The organism is Georgfuchsia toluolica (assembly GCF_907163265.1).
Lineage (GTDB): Bacteria > Pseudomonadota > Gammaproteobacteria > Burkholderiales > Rhodocyclaceae > Georgfuchsia > Georgfuchsia toluolica.
Genome location: NZ_CAJQUM010000001.1, coordinates 882,844 through 902,181 on the forward strand (window position 1 = coordinate 882,844; position 19,338 = coordinate 902,181).

The window sequence follows — 19,338 nt, forward strand, 5'->3', positions numbered from 1 at the left end:
CATGCCTGCCAAAACCAGTATTGCGACAACATGCCGGGAAAGCAAGAAAAACAACCCGCCATTTGAGATGGATGGTTTGGCAAAACCAAAGCTTTTGCTTTTTCTTCCGGTAATCCCGAGATACGCCAGGTGTCTACTAGGCAATACTGTCCGGCATGAATCCTTCATATCGTCTCCCTAATTGCTTACTTGCCGATGGCAATGTCTATGGCATCTTTCGTGCCCCATGATTTTCGTGCCTTTACTATCGTTTCCTGCTGTCAAACGCTATCTAACGAGAAAAAAAAGACACTGATCGTTCCGTTAAGCAATCTTCATTCCATTGAAAAAACGCATTCGAATTAATAATTAAGAAAATATGAAACCAATATTCGATGCCATTTTGTCGCTTGATGCCGACAAACTGTTACAGGATTGCATTTTAGGTTTGAATAAAAAGGACATCTGGAGTCGGCAACTAGCGACAGATTCACGAAAAAAATTAAATGGTGAAATTTTTGAACCTGGAACGAAACCGTGGCTTAACCATTACTTATTCGCGTTATCTTGGCTGTTGGTGATGTGGGTTAGCGTGTAGCAGACGTAGAAGCGATGCGCGCGAAGTGCGCCAAAGACATCATGCGGCACAATGCTTTCCGATCCAATATTTGGAGCGCAATGCTAACCATTCAGATGCCGCATGAACATGCGCCAAATGGCACATATTCGATGCCATCAGTCCATTTAAACTGTTGCGCACCATTAAACCTGAAAACCTCATTTGAACCACGGCGAACACACGCTAGCGCGCGCCAAGAGTAATCCCTGCAACCACACATATATTCGCGTCCCGGGCGACGCTGTGAAAATTGGAGTGAAACTCAGTCAGGCGCTCGCTTTCCGATCTCTACGAGGTGGATCAAGTCGACCAGATTGTTCACTCCCGTCTTATGCATGATTCTCGCTTTGTGAATTTCGACGGTACGATGGCTGATGCCCAGATGCCGCGCTATTTCCTTGTTGGTCTTTCCGTCGGCCATCAATACCATGACTTCACGCTCGCGTTCGGTCAGACTGGCAATATGATTTGCCGCAGTAGTCTTCGCTTGTATACGCAAACCCATTTGTGTGCTCTCAAGCAGAGCTGCCCGTATACATTCCAGCAATTCGGTGCCATTTACCGGCTTGGTCAGGAAGTTCACTGCACCAGCTTTTATCGACTGCACCGTCAAGGGGATGCTTCCGTGGCCCGTTAGATAAATCACGGCTAATGGGCAGCCAGCCTGGTTCAGTATGGCGTGCAGTTCCGGGCCGCTCATGCCCTCCATCCGTACATCCAAAACGAGACAGCCGGGCTGATCCGGTCTATAGGCATCTAAAAATGACTCTGCACTGTCATAGCATTCGGCATTCAGTCCCGAGCTTTCGCAAAGCATACTGAGTCCATCGCGTACCGCCGCGTCATCGTCGACGATGAATACAAGTGCTTCGCTCATGGCGCAAAGGGTAGAGTGAAATGGAAACTAGCTCCCGCACCTGGCTCAGACTCTGCCCAAAGCTGTCCGCCATGCGCTTCGATGATTGCGCGACTGATGGCCAGCCCCATGCCAAGACCTTTTTGCTTGGTCGTGAAGAAAGGTTCGAAGATGCGATGCAGCGTCTTTGCATCGATGCCGGGGCCACTGTCACGCACCGTCACTTGGGCCATTTTCCCATCGGTGCTGGTACGCACCGTGATGACGATATTCTTTGGACTGATGCCGAAGCCATGCATAGCCTCGATGCCGTTCTGAATCAGGTTGCCCATCACCTTCTCCACCTGAAGACGGTTGGCACTCACGGGGGGGAGGTTGGCATCGAGTTCAAGTCGGGATTGAAATAAGTTGAGGCTATTCGCCTCGATTCTGTAAAGGGCTGTGTGCACGATATCGTTGAGGTCTTCCGGATTGGTAGTGACTTCACCCGTGCTCAAGAATTCCAGCAGATCATGCACAACGTCTCCCGCACGTCGGGCCTGTTGCGCATTGCTCTCCAAAGCGTGTAGCAGCCTATTCGGCTTCGGGTTGCCGTTACGCAACATGTGCAAGGCGGCCAAGCTATAGGTCGCAACCGCATTGAGTGGTTGGTTCAGCTCGTGGGCCATGGCGGCAACGGTCTGGCTGGCTACGTGAAACCGCATGGCATCTTCCATCTCGGCGCGCACTTCTTGTCGTACTGCCTCGTTGCGCTTTCGATCTGTTAGGTCGCGCACATAGCAGAAGAAGCGCCCTCCCCCAGTTGCCCAATATGAGATGCTCATCTCGGCGGGCCAGACTTCACCGTCCTTGGCCCGGTGCCGGGTCTCGAACAAGTCGCTGCCATTGTTCCGGATATTCTCCATGTGAACGCGGACCGCTTCCGGCGATTCATCTGCCTCGATATCCGATAACCGCATAGTGAGCAGTTCCTCGCGTCTGTAGCCGGAGCGGCGAACATAGGCGTCGTTGACGGAGAGGAGGCGGCCATTCGCCGCGTCGACCATCCAGATCCCGTCCGCTGCGGTCTCGGTCGCGGCCCGATACTGGGCTTCGCGTTCTACCAACGCCAATTCAATTTGTTTGCGCGCGGTGATGTCCCTGATGCTGCCTACGATCCGAACCGGCTTGCCGTCAGTGTCCCGCTCGACCGCCATGCTTCTTGAGTTGATCCATTTCGGTTCCCCAGATCGGGACGCGAGTCGATACTCGAATTCGATAGAATGAGTTTTTCCCTGGATATGCGCTTCAATTGCCTTTAGCGCTCGTGGCAGGTCATCCGGATGAATCGTCTTCTTGAAGAAACTGAAATTCCGGCTATCTTCGTCCGGCCCAAGCTCGACTATGTCGAAGTAATGCGGCGATCGATAGATCGTACCGCTACGCAAGTCCCAATCCCAAACACCATCGCTGGTGGCATTGAGGGCCAACTCAAGACGTTCCTTGATGGCTAGGCCCTGTTCTTCGGTCTGCTTGCGTGAGGTGACGTCTGATAACACGATGCGTATCGCCGACTGCGCAGCATTGTCATCCTGGTGCCTCAATTGCACCTCGCCATAAAACCACGAGCCATTGCCATGATCAAGTTTCAGATCCAGAGACTGCGTGCTTCGCCGCCCCAATGCGCTGACAAAGCAGTGCCGCCAACGCTCACGGTCGGCGGTGGCGACCAGGCTATCAAAGCGCCGCCCGAGGAGTTTCTTGCGCCCCAGACCAAACAGGGTGGCTGCGGTGAGATTGGCTTCTGTGATCTGGCCAGCATGGGTCAGGGTCAGATAGCCGACCGGGGCGAATTCATAGAAGCTGATATAACGGTTGCGGGATTCCTCGAGGGCGACCTGGCTCTGGCGCAAGATCTCGTTCAGCATTTTCAGTTCTATCTGGAGCACCTGAACTTCATGCAGCAAGTCGTCTGCTGATTTTGCATGCAACATAGGCGGTTGCGTCTCAGCGAGTCTCACCTCCGCCGCGGTCCGAAGCTGCGCTGTTGTGAGAGACTGCTTAGTTCCCATAGACCTCATCCCTCTACGCTGCCATTGCCAGCAGAATCAACTGCGATTCGCTTCCTTTGCCGACGAGGGTATTGAGTACGGTACGGGCATCCGCCAGAAGGTCTTTGCCCTCGATAAAGGCTTCCAACACGCCTGCAGAGGTGCCAATGCCGACAATGGGGAAGCGCACGCCCGCAGAATATTCTGGCGGAACGACTGCACAAGTGGGAATTACCAGGGCTTTAATCTTGGCTTCTTTTACTGTCTTTCCGGACACGATACCTCAACGTCGTCAGCCTTTCTGTTATCCAGAATACCACTCTGATACCACTCTGCCTATGTTCTCAGGTATTCCACCTGCCTTTTTCCGAGCAATTTTTCTATATAGCCCTCGTTTGGAGGTATCTATGTAAGGGCTTGCCCTTACGGACTCACCCTTATTGGGTTATATTCATATCAAGTAAAAACTACATACTGATAATTGGCAATATTAGCCATCGCGAGATATTAAAATTTTTGCGCGAGTTTAAATTGTCAGTGCAACCATTAATGCCTCAAGCATTGGCTGAGTAAAGGGGGTGATGTGATGCTGTTGGTTAAGCGCGGCCAGAAGATGCCAAGGCCAAGTTGTGTAGCCGGTTTGAAAAAAACCCGCGAGAATGCTGGAATTGCCGGCAAGGACTTCCAGTTTCGAGACCTGCGACGCAAATCGGGAAGCGATTTGCGAGATCAGCACGGACTCGACGCCGCGCAGACCCTGCTGGGCATTCAAGCGTAGCTATGACTGAGCACTACACTGGCGGGCACGGCGAGAAAATTACCGAGATTCCGTTCAGCAAAAAGTAGTAAACCCATTCTTGGAGTGGGTATAATTCTATTGCCTTGCGGAGCAGAATCAAGCAAAGACCGGCATGGTTGATGGATTTAGCGGTGGATTCAGGTACTGGCGGGTAACTCTGTGGGGGTTCTAGGTGCCCTTCCTGGGCACCGGGGATAAGATAGTTACGATAAATCAGACTGTGTAACCTCGCGTTGAATCTTCTGCGGGTGAGGACAGAATCAGGTTATAGCCGACGCAAATACGGTACGCATGGACTCTACTCCCTCACTGCTGCGTTCCTGGAAGGCCAGAACATTAAATCATTCGCGATTGCAGCATATGAGCATGGCCCACCAAAGCTTCCCAATTCGATGCCCCCTTCCACCCCTTCTCCGCAGGATCATCTGACGCAGCAGAAGATGCTGTTGCAACAGTGCAAACGCGAGCTTGATGCGGCGCGCACGCGATTGAATTACGCCGATCATTTCTTCCCTGTTTATATGGCGTACCTTGACAGCAAGGAATGCTATCGCTACCACAATCGGGCGTATCGTGAATGGCTTGGATTGGAAGCCGGACAAATCGACGGTCACACGATGCGGGAAGTACTGGGGAAAACTGTCTATGCCGAGATCGCCGCGCCACTGCAGGAGGCATTGGCCGGCAAGCCGCAGCGATATGCTCGCACTCATAAAACGGCGAATGGCGGAACGACCCGCTATTTTGTCCATCTGGTTCCGAAATTCGGTGATGAGGGTAATGTTCAGGGTATCTACGCGATGGTAACCGACGAGACCGGTCACCATTCCGCCGCGAAGACGAAAGACCTGCCTCCTGCGGCCAAGAGCGGAGCCAAACCCGGCAGGCTGGATGAGAAGCAGAATATCGGCGAGACCTCGCAGGCGCTGTACGATGATTCGCTCGTGGGCGAGTTGGGCGAATGGCAAAACGCGGCTGACCGGATCAAGTCTGCGATCCAGAACGACGAATTCCATTTGTACGGACAGACCATCAAGGCGGTGCAGAACGACAAGTTTGCACTATGCGAGATCTATATCCGCATGATCGAAGAGGAAGAGAACCTCATGCCCCCCGGCGCATTCCTGCCGCTGGCGCAGCAAAACGGCCTGATGCCGGAAATCGATCGCTGGGTCGTAACCAATGTGCTGAAGCATATTGCGGCGCGCAGGCAGGCCGATCCGGACTGGCGTATGACCGGCTTCTGCGTCAATCTGGCGCTCGACACCATCCGCGATCCCTATTTCCCCGATTTCGTGCGCGCTACGCTCGCGTTGTTCAACGTGCCAGGCGAAGCGCTGTGCTTTGAAATCGAAGCGTGGGATGTGGATGCCGAGCCAGCCGACGCAGCCTACTTGGTGCAGGAACTGGCGTGCCTGGGCTGCTTGTCCGTGCTCTGCAGCTTCGGCCGCGACAAGGTGTCCTTTACCATCCTGAAAAAGCTTCGCGTCGGCTATCTCAAGATCGACAGCGGCATCATCCTGAAAATCCTGCGCGACAAATCGGCACTGGCCAAGCTCGTTGCGATCAACCGCGTGGCACACACGGTGGGAATCAAGACCATTGCGGAGTTTGTCGAAAGCGATGCCATCCTCGAGAAACTGCAGGAGATCGGGGTCGACTTCGCGCAGGGAATCGGCATATCCTCGCCGATGCCACTGACGCAAATCTGAATTCAATGACGTCGGCATGAGCAGGGTTCACTGCCCACGCTGACTTGAGCTCTACCCACCTAAAGCTTCAGGAAATGTTCGCGGTAGTACTTCATTTCCTCGATCGATTCGTAAATGTCCGCCAGCGCCTCGTGCTTGCCGTGTTTGGTGAGGCCTTTTGCCACCTCCGGCTTCCAGCGCTTGCAGAGTTCCTTCAGTGTCGACACATCGAGGTTGCGATAGTGGAAGTAGCGCTCAAGTTTTGGCATGTAGCGCGCCATGAAGCGGCGATCCTGGCAAATCGAGTTGCCGCACATGGGCGACTTGCCCTGCGGCACATGCAGCTTGATGAATTCGATTGCCTGCGCCTCGACGTCGGCTTCACACAGCGCTGAACTCTTCACCTTGGCGATCAGGCCGGATTTGCCGTGGGTTTTCTGGTTCCATTCGTCCATGCCGGCCAGCACTGTGTCAGACTGCTTCACCGCCCAAACGGCGCTTTCGGCGATGGTTTCCAGATTGCTGTTGGTTACCACCATGGCCAGCTCGAGAATGCGATCATGTTCCGGATCAAGCCCGGTCATTTCCATGTCGAGCCAGACCAGCGCATTTTGATCCTGTGCCATAATTTTTTGCCGCGTTGTTGATCCAGCGCGATTTTCTCATAGCCAGCAACCCTATCGTGAACATCAATTCCATTCAGCTGTTTTTTCTCTTCGTGCTTGCCATCACGGCACTGCGCCTGTGGCTCACCATGCGCCAGATCGCCCACGTCACCGCGCACCGCGATCAGGTACCACAGCGCTTCGCGGCCCGCATCACGCTCGATGAACACCAAAAGGCGGCCGACTATACCGTCGTCAAAAATCATCTGGCATTAATTCAAGCTGTTGTCGAAACCGGATTGCTACTGGCATTTACCCTCGGAGGGCTGCTTGATGCCTGCGCGCAACTGCCCCTGCGTTGGTTCGCCGAAGGCGGTTATGCCTATGGGTTGGCGCTGTTCGCCGTCTTCGGCCTGATCGGTTTTGTCGTCGACCTGCCGTTATCGCTATACCGTACCTTCGTCGTCGACGCGCGTTTCGGCTTCAACAAGACCACGCCCGCCCTGTATCTCACCGATCTGCTCAAGCAGACCCTGCTCGCCGTGCTGATCGGCGCGCCGCTGCTGTTTGTCGTGCTGTGGCTGATGGCGCAGATGGGCGAGCACTGGTGGCTGTGGGTATGGCTGTTCTGGATCGGCTTCAGTCTCGTCATCCAGTTGCTGTTCCCGACGCTGATTGCGCCGCTGTTCAACAAATTCACGCCGCTCGCCGACGACACCCTGCGTGCCCGCATCGATGCCTTGCTGGCGCGCTGCGGCTTTCGCAGCAGTGGTGTATTCGTCATGGATGGCTCGAAGCGTTCGACACAGGGCAACGCCTATTTCACCGGATTTGGCGCAGCCAAGCGCATCGTGTTTTTCGACACCCTGATCGAGCGCCTGCAGCCGGCCGAGATCGAAGCCGTGCTGGCGCACGAACTGGGCCACTTCAAGCTGCGCCATGTCTGGAAAGGCATCGCGGCGACCTGGCTGCTCAGTCTTGGCCTGCTCTGGCTGCTGGGCGTGCTGATGACGCAACCATGGTTCTATATGACGCTCGGCGTGCATCACCCCGGCACCGCCATGGCGCTGATCCTGTTCATGCTGGTATTGCCGGTTGCACTGTTCCCGCTGTCGCCGCTGCTCTCGGCCTTTTCGCGCAGGCACGAATATGAGGCAGACACCTTTGCCGCGCGCCAAACTAATGCCAGTGACATGGTTACGGCGCTGGTCAAACTCTATCGCGACAATGCCTCGACCTTGACGCCCGACCCGCTGCATTCGCTGTTCCACGATTCGCATCCGCCGGCGAGCCTGCGCATCGCGCGGCTAGAAACCGTATAACGCTCATGTATTGATAAATGCGCAAAAAACGCAAAGACAAATTGAACGCCCCCCACCCCCATCCTGCTCCAGGGCTCGCCCTGCATGGCTCACCCGTCTCGGCGGCGCAAAGCGATGCTTTGCGAAACCCCGCCTCAACCCCCGGGGCGGGGCTACTGAGCGGCTCGCTGCGCTCGATTGGCAAGAGGTGTACTATTTCCCGGCAACTGCTGGTTTTCACAGCTCCACTGCCAACCTGTTTTTCACGCTAATGGGATTGAACACGCGCCGGGGCACCATCGTGGCCGCTTTCGGCCGGCACTACGACATCCGCCTCGACGATGGCCGCATCGTCACGGGTTTTCCCAAAGGCAAAAAGAGTCCCTATGCCTGCGGCGACCGCGTGGAAGTCGAGCCGGATGCCGACGGCCGGGGACAGATCGTCCGTCATGTGCCGCGCACCACCCTGCTTTACCGCAGCGACCAGTATCGGCAGAAGCTGATCGCCGCCAATGCCACCCAGTTGATATTCGTCGTCGCTACCGAACCGGGTTTCAGCGACGAACTGCTCTCGCGCGCCATCGTCGCCGCTGAACATGAGCACATGAATGTCCTCATCGTGCTCAACAAATGCGATCTGTCGTCCGGCCTCGCAGCGGCGCGGGCGATGCTGGCCCCCTATGCCGCACTGGGTTATGAAGTGATCGAAATGTCAGCCAAATCGAATGCCGACGCTCTGCGACCACGACTCAAGGGACATGCAAGCGTACTGGTGGGACAATCCGGCATGGGCAAGTCGACGCTGATCAATGCGCTTATTCCGGATGCCATGGCCGCCACGCGCGAGATATCCACCGCGCTCGATTCCGGCAAGCACACCACCACCTATGGCCGGCTCTACCGAACCCCTGAAGGTGATGCCATTATCGATTGTCCAGGCGTGCAGGAATTCGGTCTCGCCCACCTCAGCTTCGGCGAAATCGAAAACGCATTCCGCGAGTTCCGCCAGTTTCTCGATCAGTGCCGCTTCCGCGATTGCCACCATGCGGCCGAGCCGGGATGTGCCATCAAGAACGGCGTGGCACAAGGCACCGTGTCGGCAAGACGGATTGAATTGTTCCTGCGCATCGCGGCCCACTGCCGGCAATGAAAAAAGCCCGGCGAACCGGGCTTAAAATTATTTGATACGCGGCAGCCTTATTTAAGCTGATCGAGCAGGATGCTCAGTATCTTTTTCGAGATATCCGACTTGTCCACGCCGCCTTCGGCAGTCAATACCTGAACCTGCGCTGTATCGCCGCTTGCCTTGACCTGGACGCGGTAGCGTGACTTGTTTTCGATCTTGGTCTTACCATCAGCAGCATTACTACGCCAGAATGCCAGCTTGGAAACCCAGCTTTCTTCACCAGACTTGGCTTTCGCATCGACGCCGGGGTCGATGTAGCGCACAAAGTACAGGCCCTGGGAACGATCGCGGTCTTCCACCGTAAATCCTGCGCGATCCAGCGCCAGGCCAACCCGGCGCCAGGTGCGATCGAAGGGCTCGGCAATTTCCAATGCATTGTTGCCTTCAGCGGTCTTGGCGATCTTGGCGCGGTCTTGCCTGGGTTCGGCCGCCACCGCGTTTTTCGCTGTAGTTTCGTCAGATCCAAGCCGGACCATCAACTTGCGCAGCATCTCGGCTTCGAGTTCCGGGTCCGCCGCACGTGGCTGCCAGCGCGTCTGGTCCTTGCCCTCGTTGATGTAGGTTTCATACATGCCGCGATGGCTGATGTATATCTCGGTGGTATCAGGCTCGGTGCCTGGCTCCATGCGCGTACGATACTTGTCGCGCTCCGCGGTCGAATAGACATCGTCAAATACGGCGCCAATCGTGTTGCGCAAAAAATCCTGCGGAATCTTGGCGCGATCCTCGGCCCAGTCGGTTTCCATCACGCCGGTTTCCGGTTGATCGATGTTGATGATGAAACCGTTTTCCTGCCAGAAGGTTTTCACCAGCGGCCACAGTTTCTGCGCATTGCCCGGCACCACCAGCCAGCGTTGATTGCCCGAGCGCTCGATTTTCATCTTGCCGACATTGGGCAGGATGATCGGATCGGACGCAGCACCCGCCAGACCTTTCCGCTCACGGATGTAGCGCGAGAAGGTCTCGCTGCCGCCCGGCAGGGCGGTCGCTTCATCCTGTCCCGGCGCCGTCAGATCCGGCGGAATCTCAAGCGCGGGAACGGTGCCGGCCGACTTGTAGTCGACCTTCTTCGATTCGAACAGTTTGCCAGTACCGCAACCTGCGAGCAGCGTCACCGTCAGCAAGGGCAACAGAATCAGCTTGGGCTTCATGCGCATCATGTGTTTTATTCCGTCAATAAAATCAGAGGGTGATTCCGGCGGCGCGCATCGCGCTACGCACACGTTCGTGATACTCCGGCGACAGCGGCGTCAGCGGCAGGCGAATACCGCCACCAATCCTGCCGAGTTGCTGTACCGCCCACTTCACCGGGATCGGATTGGCTTCGAGAAAAAGATCCTTGTGCAAACCCAGCAAGCGGGCATTGATCTCGCGCGCCCTGGCCAGATCGCCCGCCAGCGCAGCCGCAACCATTTGATGCATCAAGGCCGGTGCGACATTGGCCGTAACCGAAATCGTGCCCTGTCCGCCCAGCAGCAGCAACGCCAGGGTGGAGGCGTCGTCGCCGCTGTATACCGCGAACCCTTTGGGCGCCCGTTTGATGAGATCGGTGCCACGCTCGATATTGCCCGTTGCGTCCTTGACGCCGATGATGCGCGGCACTGCGGCAAGGCGCAGCGCGGTATCGTTGGACATGTCCGCCACGGTACGGCCAGGCACATTGTAGAGAATCAGGGGCAGATCGATCGCTTCGGCGATGGCCTTGAAATGGCGGTAGAGCCCTTCCTGCGTCGGCTTGTTGTAATAGGGCACCACCGAAAGGTGCGCGTCGGCGCCTGCCGCACGCGCAAACTCGCCCAGCTCGATGGCCTCGCGCGTCGAGTTGGCGCCGGTACCGGCAATCACCGGAATACGCCCGGCAACATGTTCGACCGTGGTCTTTATCACCTGGCAGTGTTCTTCGACATTCACGGTTGGCGATTCGCCGGTCGTGCCGACGACAACGATCGCGTCGGAGCCTTCGGCAATATGCCAATCAATCAGCTTGCGCAAACGCGGCAGATCGAGGCTGCCATCGTCCTGCATGGGTGTAACAAGGGCGGGAATGGAACCGGTAATCATGAAAAGGCGATGGTGTCGAAAGACGTCTGGAAAACAATGATTCTAACTGATCCGGCCCCAGCGGGAAGGCAAGCGGGAAGATGACTTACAATCCATCGCAACCCCCTGCAAGGATTGTCTTCCACATGCCCACTCCGCAATCGGCCGCCAGTATCGATGCCGTTTTGAATGCCGCCGGCGCCATCATTCTCGGCAAGGATCGTGAAATTCGCATGGCATTGACCTGCCTGCTGGCGCGCGGCCATCTGTTGATCGAGGATGTCCCCGGCGTCGGCAAGACCATCCTCGCCCATCTGCTGGCCAGGTTACTTGGGCTCGTTTTTCAGCGTATCCAGTTCACCAGCGACCTGCTGCCGGCCGACATCCTCGGCGTCTCGGTATTCGACCGCGACAGCGGCAGTTTCCGCTTTCATCCGGGCCCGATCTTTGCCGGCGTGATTCTGGCCGACGAAATCAACCGCGCCACGCCCAAAGCGCAAAGCGCGCTGCTGGAGGCCATGGAGGAACGCCAGGTCACGGCGGAAGGGGAGACCCGGCCGTTGCCGCATCCCTTCTTCGTCATCGCCACGCAGAATCCGGCACACCAGATCGGCACCTTTCCTCTGCCCGAATCGCAACTCGACCGTTTCCTGATGCGCATTGCCCTCGGCTATCCGGATCGTGCCGCCGAGCGCGAACTTTTGTCGGGCGCGGACCGACGCGACATGGTCGCCGCGCTGGTGCCGCTGCTGTCGGCGGAATCCGTGCTCGACTTGCAGCAGCAGGCGATGCGCATTCACGCCTCACCGGCACTGATCGATTACGTGCAGGCGCTGGTCGAACACACGCGCCATGCGCCCGAATTCGCCGCCGGGCTTTCGCCGCGTGCCGCGCTCGGCCTGCTCGCCAGCGCGCGGGCCTGGGCCTTGATCGAGCAACGCGATCACGTGCTGCCGGAAGATTTGCAGGCCGTATTGCCCGCCGTCGCCGGCCATCGTTTGCGTCTTGCCAATGGCGGCGACACGACAGTTGCCATCCGGCAACTGATCGAGGCGGTTCCGATTCCTTAGCGCTCATGCAAAGATTGTTGCACCACTGATGATTAAAATCGCAAAGACAAATTGAACGCCCCCCACCCCCATCCTGCTCCAGGGCTCGCTTTGCACGGCTCGCCCGTCTCGGCGGCACAAAGCGATGCTTTGCGAATTCCCGCCTCAACCCCCAGGGCGGGGCTACTCATTAGCTCGCTGCGCCCGATTTACACGAGACGTAGTGTTTTCCGCCCGCATCTGATTTTCGCGGTTCCGCCGCTTGCCTGTTTTTCACGTTAAAGCGTCGAGCCATGCAACTCACGGCGCGGCTACAGCAGAAATTCTACGAATGGGCTTTGCGCGGACCCGCGCCCGAGCCTTCGCCCGTCATCCTCAATCAGCGCCGCGTCTATGTGCTGCCGACGCGCGCCGGCATCGGTTATGCCATATCGCTTGCCGTCATGCTGGTCGGGTCGATGAACTACAGCCTGAGCCTGGGCTATGTGCTGACCTTCCTGCTTGGCGGTCTCGGCGTTTCGGCGATCCTCAACACCTTTCGCAACCTCGCCTTCCTGCGCATCGCGCCGGGGCACAGCACGCCGGTATTCGCGGGCGAGGCAGCGCACTTCGGCCTCGTGCTGCACAACGCGCGCAAGGCGGAACGCCCGGCCCTGCGCATGCGCGCGGGAGACAAAAATGAGGGCGAACTGATCGATCTGGATTTGCCCGCCACCGATCGCATCGAGGCTCTGTTGCCGGTCAAGACCACCCAGCGCGGGTGGATGCCGCTGCCGCGAGTGATGATTGAAACGCGCTATCCGCTCGGCCTGATCCGCGCCTGGGCCTACGTGCAACCCGGGCAGTTTTGCCTGGTCTATCCGCGCCCTGCCCTCGATGCGCCGCCATTGCCGGTGGGTAGCAGCGATCAGCACGATAGCCAAAGCAAACAGCGGCAGGAGCGCGGCAACGACGATTTCGCCGGCCTGCGCGACCACCAAGCCAGCGATTCACCGCGCCATGTGGCGTGGAAGGCGGTGGCGCGCCAGCATAATGACGAACTGCTGACCAAGCTGTTCAGTGGCGAGAATGCGCAATCGCTCTGGCTCGACTGGGACCAATTGCCGCCGGGGCTCGATGTCGAAAGTCGCCTCTCGATCATGGCGCGCTGGGTCTGCGACGCCAACGGCGCTGGCCTCACCTGGGGTCTGCGCCTGCCTGGAAATACGCTGGCGCCGGGTTCAGGTGAAGCGCATCGGCATACCTGTCTGCAGGCCCTGGCGCTGTATGGTTAACGCGCATGGTGGCCAGCGCCGTCCTCGATGATGAAAATGCGCAAAGGCAAATTGAACGCCCCCCACCCCCATCCTGCTCCAGGGCTCGCCCTGCATGGCTCACCCGTCTCGGCGGCGCAAAGCGATGCTTTGCGAAACCCCGCCTCAACCCCCGGGGCGGGGCTACTGAGCGGCTCGCTGCGCTCGATATCACAAGACGTTCCGTCGCCACTTTTTCACGCCAAAAGGCTGTCGCCACCGCTCGTCCAATTGCATGTGCTGTGGCTGTGCGCCGCCGCCTTTGGCGCTTTCGTCCCGCTCACGCCCTGGCTGCCCTGGTGGCTCTCGGCGCTCTCGGCCCTGGTACTGGTCTGGCGCGGCTTCCTGTTGTGGCGCCGGATCAAATTGCCACCGGCCTGGGTTATCAATCTCCTCGCCGTGTTCGGCGCGGCCGGGGTCAGCGCGCATTACCACACGCTGCTCGGCAAGGATGCGGGAGTCGCATTGCTGGCGCTGTTCCTCGCCCTGAAGCTATTCGAAACAAAAACCGCGCGCGACGCCTATGCCGTGGTGTTCCTCGGTTACTTCCTCGTCCTCTCGCAATTCTTCTACAACCAGAGCATTCCGGCCGCACTGGCGGCGGTCGCCACCGTCCTGGTACTGACGGCGACATTGGTGGTACTCAATCGAGCGCAGACAAAACCCGCCGCGGCGCTGCGCGTTTCCGCCATCATGATGGCGCAAGCGCTGCCCTTCATGCTGGTGCTGTTCGTGCTGTTCCCGCGCATCGCGGGCCCCTTGTGGGGCGTGCCACAGGATAGCGGCCGCTCCACCAGCGGCTTGTCGGACAGCATGACCCTAGGCTCGATCAGTCAACTATCGCTGTCGGATGCGATTGCATTTCGCGCCCGCTTCAACAACGGCATGCCGCCGCGCGATGCGTTCTACTGGCGCGGTCCGGTGCTGACCGAATTCGACGGCCACACCTGGCGCATCGCCCGTCCCTCGATCGGTACCGCGCTGCCCTACGCCACCAAAGGCAGCGCATTTTCCTATGAGGTGACGCTCGAACCGCACCAGCAGTCCTGGCTGTTCGCGCTGGAACTGCCCGGCAATCTGCCCGCCGGCAGCGTAATCGGCAGCGATTACGAATTGTTCGCCCGGAGACCGGTACGAGAGCGCATGCGCTATGCCGTCATCTCCTACCCTGGCACGCGCGGCGGCAGCGACGAATCAAGCCGTGTATTGAGCGCGGCGCTGGCCTTGCCCAGGGAGGCGAATCCGAGAGCCAGGGCGCTCGGCGCGGAACTGCGCGCCGGGCACAACAATGCGCCGGCTATTGCGGCTGCAATGCTGGTGCGCTATCGCAACGAGCCCTTCACCTATACGCTGGCGCCGCCGCCCCTGGGTCGCAATGACATCGACGATTTCCTGTTTTCGACGCGACGCGGCTTCTGCGAGCACTTCGCCGCCAGTTTCGTTTTCGTGATGCGCGCTGCCGGCGTTCCGGCGCGCCTCGTCACCGGCTATCAGGGCGGCGAGATCAACCCCGTCGACGGCTATCTTGAAGTGCGCCAGCTCGATGCGCATGCCTGGGCCGAGGTATGGATTCGCGGCGAGGGCTGGCGCCGCATCGACCCCACCGCAGCGATCGCGCCCGACCGCGTCGAGCAGAACCTCGCCGCCGCCCTGCCGGCCGGCGACCCGTTGCCCATGCTGATGCGCGGCGACCATCCCTGGCTGCGCGCGGCGCGTTACCGCCTCGACGCCATGGTCAACGGCTGGAACCAGTGGGTGCTGGGCTATGACGCCAGGCGCCAGCGCGACCTGCTGCAATCTCTCGGCATGCGCTCGCCCGACTGGCAAGCCATGGGCGCATTGCTCATGATCTGCAGCGGCCTGCTGATGCTCGGCCTCACCGCATGGTCGCTGCGCCATTGGCAGCGCGCCGACCCGGTGCAGCGCCAGTGGCGGCGCTTTCAGCGCAAGCTGGCGCGGCGCGGCATCGAATCGCGGTCGTGGGAAGGACCGCAGGATTATGCGAAAAGGGTTACTTCCGCGCTCCCTCACCATGCAAATGAAATCGGCGCAATCGAAGCCCTCTATGAAACCCTGCGTTATCGCGCCGATCAACCGGCGGATGCGCTGCGAAAATTCAAAGAATTGATTGCCGGCTTCACTCCATGAATCCGACAATCGCAGACCCGGCACCATGACCTGGAGCTCCGGCTGATTGCCGCTTACTGCTGGCCCAGCACCTCAAGCATGGCATCGACATCGACGACCTTGTCGCGAGGTGCGCCGCGTCTTTCGCCGCGGACCACTTCCACTTCGTCCAGTTTTTTCCAGTCATCGAATGAAATCACCTGTACGCCGCGGTCTCGCAGCAAGGAGAGGATCGCATCCGGGGCTGGCAGCTCCCTCGCGTCAACTCCGACACTGTCCGTCTTCATGTGCTCCACGACACGGGCGGAAGCGCCCTTGTGCGAACCGATGAGTCCCTGTGCACCGGTGCGCGCCCAGCCGACAACGTATTCATTGGCAATCACGGCGCGGCTGACGGGGTCGACCACCCGACCGTCCTGATTGGCGATGACACGCGCTTTCGCATCGAAGGGCACACCGGCGATCGGCTCGGCGGCATAGCCGACTGACGGCAGAACCATGTCGACCTCGAGGATTTCCGTTTCACCCGTACCGCGCGCGGCGACCGTGCCATCCGGCCGCGTCTCCAGCCTGTTCTTCTCCAGCCTGATGCCAGCCACCTTGCCCGCGGCATTGACGATGATTTCTGTTGGCGAGACCAGAAAGCGCAAATGAACCTTTTTCGTCTTCGTCGCCGGGCGCTGCCCGGCGTACGACTGGAGGACTTCCAGATTCTTTTCCGTCTGCTGGTCATCCGCAAATTCCGCTGAATCCAAACTCGCCAGTTCACGCGGATCGAGGATTGGATCCACGTCTTCCATCTCGCCCAGTTCCTTGATCTCCGGCGGTGTAAATGCGGCCTGTGCCGGTCCGCGCCTACCCAGCAGGAATACCTCGCGTACCCGGCTCCCGCGCAACGCTTCCAGCGCGTGCGCGGCAATGTCGGTCTTTTCGAGTTCAGCCGGAGTGCGCAGCAGCATCCGCGCCGCATCGAGCGCGACATTGCCGTTGCCCACCACTGCAACCCTCGTTGCGGACAGGTCAATTTTCGCCTGCCGGTAGTCGGGATGGCCGTTGTACCAGCCGACGAATACAGTGGCCGGTGTGCAGCCCGTCACGCCTTCACCCGGAATGCCGAGACGGCGATCGGCCTCATTGCCAACCGCATAAACGATCTGATGATAATGCTGGCGCAAATCCTCGACCGTCAGGTCGCGTCCGAGACATACGTTGCCCAAAAACCTGAATGTCGGGCGCGCGGCCGTCCTGTCGAAAACGCGGGTGACCGCCTTGATGTTCTGGTGGTCCGGCGCAACGCCGGCCCGCACCAGCCCGAATGGCGTCGGCAGGCGATCGAACACATCGACATGAACGACGGTATCAGTACGCTTCAACAGGGCCTCTGCGGCATAAAAGCCGGCCGGCCCCGACCCGATGATTGCAACACGCATCAGTAACTCCTTAATCCGGCCGAGCCGGAACCAAACAGGTGTGACTTCGCTTGAGAGCCAGGTCTCCCGGCCGGGAAAGCCGCATAAAGACCCGCCCCCTCCCACCCTCCCCCTCGCGGGGGAGGTGACTGATTTGCTCGCTGCGCTCGAAATTCTTCGCCAATTTTTGTCAAGACTTCGATAGTAAGAGACTAACGCGCATGTTCGCCAGTTCTCCCCTTGGGCATGACTGGCTCGCTACGCTTGATTAAAACAACGATTTTGTTGGACTGGGTTTATTGAAATGGATGCGGATTTTATCCTGTCGTCCTCACCCCCTGAGCGCAGGGGGTAATGCCGCCTAATGTGCTGTGAGTGGACTTTTCCCCACAACTGGGCGGCGTGGAAGATCAGCGAAATCGAAGCACTCCATGAAACCCTGCCCTATCGTACCGATCAAGCAGCAGATACGCTGCGAAAATAAAAGGGACTTGTTGTCGGCTTTGTGCCATGAGACTCCTGCTCTGCCTATTGCTGTTGCTGCCCGCGCTGGCCAGTGCCGATCCGGCCTCCTATGCCGAGCGCGAAGACGTGCGCGCCTTCGTCGCCGAAATGCACGAGCGCAATGGCTTCGACAACGATGAATTGCTGCATCTGTTCGCCCAGGCGCAATCGCTGCCGGTCGTCATCAAGGAAATTCAGCCGCCTGCCGAGCCTGGCATCCGTTCCTGGCAGCTCTATCGCTCGCGCTTTGTCGAGCCGCGCCGCATCCGCGCCGGAGCGAAGTTCTGGCAGGCCAATAAAGCCAGCCTGGCGAGGGCCGAAGCGCAGTATGGCGTGCCGCGCGAAATCATCGTCGGCATCCTCGGCGTGGAAACGATCTATGGCAAGCACAACGGGCACTTTCAGACTTTCTCGGCACTGGCGACACTGGCCTTCGACTATCCGCCGCGCGCCGCGCTGTTCCGCGGCGAACTGGAAGCCTTGCTGCTGCTGGCGCGCGAAGAGAAGCGCGCCGTGCTCGATTACCGCGGTTCCTATGCCGGCGCCATCGGCATGCCGCAATTCCTGCCCAGCAGCATACGACAATGGGCGGTCGATTTCGATGGCGACGGCAGCATTGACCTCTCCAGCCCCGCCGATGCCATCGGCAGCGTGGCGCGTTTCCTCGCCGAACACGGGTGGGAAAAGGGCGGGCTGATCCTGACGCCGGCCAAGGCGGATGGCTCGCGCATCGGCGAACTGCTCGCCGAAGGCATCAAGCCGCAACGCACACCGGAGCAACTCGCAGCGTTTGGCGTCACCGCAAACGATGCCCCACCCTGCCCCGCCGCGCTGATCGACTACGTTACGCCAGAGGTACCGACCAGTTATCGCCTCGGTTACAACAACTTTTATGTCATCACGCGCTACAACAGGAGCACCTTTTACGCGACCGCGGTGTATGAATTGGCCGAGACAGTCAAGGCGCATTTAACCCCACGACCTTAGTGGAATAGGATAAGTAATGGCAGGCAGCCGTACTACCCCTTCTTGCATTCGCTTATATAACCAATCTACCATTCGTCATGGTTTTGTGATTCATACTCCCCCGTATAACCTCTCAGGGTCCTCAGCCTTGAATTTCTTCTTCGATTCCATGCTGAAATAATCAAAATCTAATCCGTCATCGTTGCAGTAGTGCCGAAAGTCGGTAAGTAGATCTATCAGGGAAGCATTTGGATCGTTAACCAGCAAGCTCGCGTAGTAGATTAGGGTGCGCTCAGCGCGGATGGCGTAGATTTCACGTTTGGTCATGGCATCATCTCCTTTTCAAAGTGCCTACATGCATGGAATTAGCCAATAAGTGCGGTGGTGTTTGGCGTCCTTCCTGCCAAAGGCCGGCCTGAATTGTTGAAGGCTCAATTGACCCGATCTTCCGGCATCTGGTGTATTGAGCGCCGATGCGGAAATCCTGTACCGGCATCCAGAACGCTTTGCAGGTCGTCCGCATCGAGCTTGTCGTATTCGTCATCTTAATAATCCTTGTGATAATCCATGATGGTTGTGCAGTCGCCGCAGTGACGTGGGCTATGACAGTCAATTTGATTGCGACAGAATCGTTTTATACAGCGTTTGCAGCGTGTTGCTTTCGCTATCGTCATGGCTGTGAGTAACTCCATCCGCTTTTTTGTCACGATAGCAGCCGATCGTTATGCTGAAAAGTGCAATCGTCCGAATAGCATGCGCCAATTGGGCTAGGTTGCCTGGAAATACAGAATCCATGCAGATATCGATGCCGTTAAGTCAGCGTCTGCTTTCCGGAAGTGAGAACGTCGGATTTGGTTCCCGGCCAAAGACGGGCACCAAATGGAC

17 protein-coding genes are annotated in these 19,338 nt (G+C 58.3%); 8 read left to right on the forward strand and 9 right to left on the reverse strand.

The window, feature by feature from the left end:
- Window positions 1-860: 860 nt before the first annotated feature.
- From K5E80_RS04090 to K5E80_RS04100, 3 genes are all read right to left on the reverse strand, one after another.
- Window positions 861-1,475, reverse strand: a complete 615-nt coding sequence (locus K5E80_RS04090) for a response regulator transcription factor (protein ID WP_220634962.1) — start codon at window positions 1,473-1,475, stop codon at window positions 861-863.
- On the reverse strand, window positions 1,472-3,427 hold the full coding sequence (locus K5E80_RS04095; protein ID WP_220634963.1) for a PAS domain-containing sensor histidine kinase: 1,956 nt from the start codon (window positions 3,425-3,427) through the stop codon (window positions 1,472-1,474). Before K5E80_RS04095 ends, K5E80_RS04090 begins: the two co-directional genes overlap by 4 nt.
- Before the next feature lie 91 nt (window positions 3,428-3,518).
- Entirely contained in the window at window positions 3,519-3,761 is a 243-nt protein-coding gene (locus K5E80_RS04100; RefSeq protein WP_220634964.1) for a hypothetical protein, read from the reverse strand.
- A gap of 309 nt (window positions 3,762-4,070) precedes the next feature.
- On the opposite strand from K5E80_RS04100, the gene K5E80_RS04105 reads away from it, so the two are divergent.
- Window positions 4,071-4,262: a site-specific integrase gene (locus tag K5E80_RS04105; protein ID WP_220634965.1), complete on the forward strand. Its 192-nt coding sequence runs from the start codon at window positions 4,071-4,073 to the stop codon at window positions 4,260-4,262.
- Between the two features lie 413 nt (window positions 4,263-4,675).
- Window positions 4,676-5,995 (forward strand): sensor domain-containing phosphodiesterase, encoded by a 1,320-nt coding sequence (locus K5E80_RS04110; protein ID WP_220634966.1) that lies wholly within the window; start codon window positions 4,676-4,678, stop codon window positions 5,993-5,995.
- 59 nt (window positions 5,996-6,054) lie between these two features.
- Here the strand turns inward: K5E80_RS04110 and orn are convergent, their stop codons facing one another.
- Window positions 6,055-6,600, reverse strand: coding sequence for an oligoribonuclease (gene orn / locus K5E80_RS04115; protein WP_220634967.1), 546 nt, complete (start codon window positions 6,598-6,600; stop codon window positions 6,055-6,057).
- A 56-nt stretch (window positions 6,601-6,656) separates the two neighbouring features.
- Here orn and K5E80_RS04120 point away from each other — a divergent pair, with 56 nt between their 5' ends.
- Window positions 6,657-7,901, forward strand: coding sequence for a M48 family metallopeptidase (locus K5E80_RS04120; protein WP_343213226.1), 1,245 nt, complete (start codon window positions 6,657-6,659; stop codon window positions 7,899-7,901).
- 256 nt (window positions 7,902-8,157) lie between these two features.
- Window positions 8,158-9,030 (forward strand): ribosome small subunit-dependent GTPase A, encoded by an 873-nt coding sequence (gene rsgA / locus K5E80_RS04125; protein WP_246590859.1) that lies wholly within the window; start codon window positions 8,158-8,160, stop codon window positions 9,028-9,030.
- A gap of 47 nt (window positions 9,031-9,077) precedes the next feature.
- Here rsgA and bamC read toward each other — a convergent pair whose 3' ends face one another.
- Both bamC and dapA read right to left on the reverse strand, forming a co-directional pair.
- Window positions 9,078-10,226 carry an outer membrane protein assembly factor BamC gene (bamC, locus tag K5E80_RS04130; protein WP_246590860.1) on the reverse strand — a complete coding sequence of 383 codons (1,149 nt, stop codon included), beginning with the start codon at window positions 10,224-10,226 and terminating at the stop codon, window positions 9,078-9,080.
- 22 nt (window positions 10,227-10,248) lie between these two features.
- A complete protein-coding gene (gene dapA / locus K5E80_RS04135) occupies window positions 10,249-11,127 on the reverse strand; it encodes a 4-hydroxy-tetrahydrodipicolinate synthase (protein ID WP_220634969.1) in 879 nt (292 codons plus the stop codon).
- Between the two features lie 125 nt (window positions 11,128-11,252).
- On the opposite strand from dapA, the gene K5E80_RS04140 reads away from it, so the two are divergent.
- The 3 genes from K5E80_RS04140 to K5E80_RS04150 all read left to right on the forward strand — a co-directional run bounded on the left by K5E80_RS04140 (window position 11,253) and on the right by K5E80_RS04150 (window position 15,595).
- Entirely contained in the window at window positions 11,253-12,176 is a 924-nt protein-coding gene (locus K5E80_RS04140; protein ID WP_220634970.1) for an AAA family ATPase, read from the forward strand.
- Between the two features lie 272 nt (window positions 12,177-12,448).
- Window positions 12,449-13,429, forward strand: coding sequence for a DUF58 domain-containing protein (locus tag K5E80_RS04145; RefSeq protein WP_220634971.1), 981 nt, complete (start codon window positions 12,449-12,451; stop codon window positions 13,427-13,429).
- Between the two features lie 51 nt (window positions 13,430-13,480).
- Window positions 13,481-15,595: a transglutaminase TgpA family protein gene (locus K5E80_RS04150; protein WP_220634972.1), complete on the forward strand. Its 2,115-nt coding sequence runs from the start codon at window positions 13,481-13,483 to the stop codon at window positions 15,593-15,595.
- A gap of 53 nt (window positions 15,596-15,648) precedes the next feature.
- On the opposite strand, the gene K5E80_RS04155 is transcribed toward K5E80_RS04150, so the two are convergent.
- Window positions 15,649-17,004, reverse strand: coding sequence for an FAD-dependent oxidoreductase (locus K5E80_RS04155; protein WP_220634973.1), 1,356 nt, complete (start codon window positions 17,002-17,004; stop codon window positions 15,649-15,651).
- Window positions 17,005-17,493: 489 nt separating this feature from the next.
- Here K5E80_RS04155 and mltB point away from each other — a divergent pair, with 489 nt between their 5' ends.
- Window positions 17,494-18,474, forward strand: coding sequence for a lytic murein transglycosylase B (gene mltB / locus K5E80_RS04160; RefSeq protein WP_220634974.1), 981 nt, complete (start codon window positions 17,494-17,496; stop codon window positions 18,472-18,474).
- Window positions 18,475-18,564: 90 nt separating this feature from the next.
- Here the strand turns inward: mltB and K5E80_RS04165 are convergent, their stop codons facing one another.
- Together K5E80_RS04165 and K5E80_RS04170 are read right to left on the reverse strand one after the other, a co-directional pair.
- Complete coding sequence (locus tag K5E80_RS04165) at window positions 18,565-18,780, reverse strand: hypothetical protein (RefSeq protein WP_220634975.1); 216 nt, start codon at window positions 18,778-18,780, stop codon at window positions 18,565-18,567.
- A 282-nt stretch (window positions 18,781-19,062) separates the two neighbouring features.
- Window positions 19,063-19,248, reverse strand: coding sequence for a hypothetical protein (locus K5E80_RS04170; RefSeq protein ID WP_220634976.1), 186 nt, complete (start codon window positions 19,246-19,248; stop codon window positions 19,063-19,065).
- Window positions 19,249-19,338: the final 90 nt, after the last annotated feature.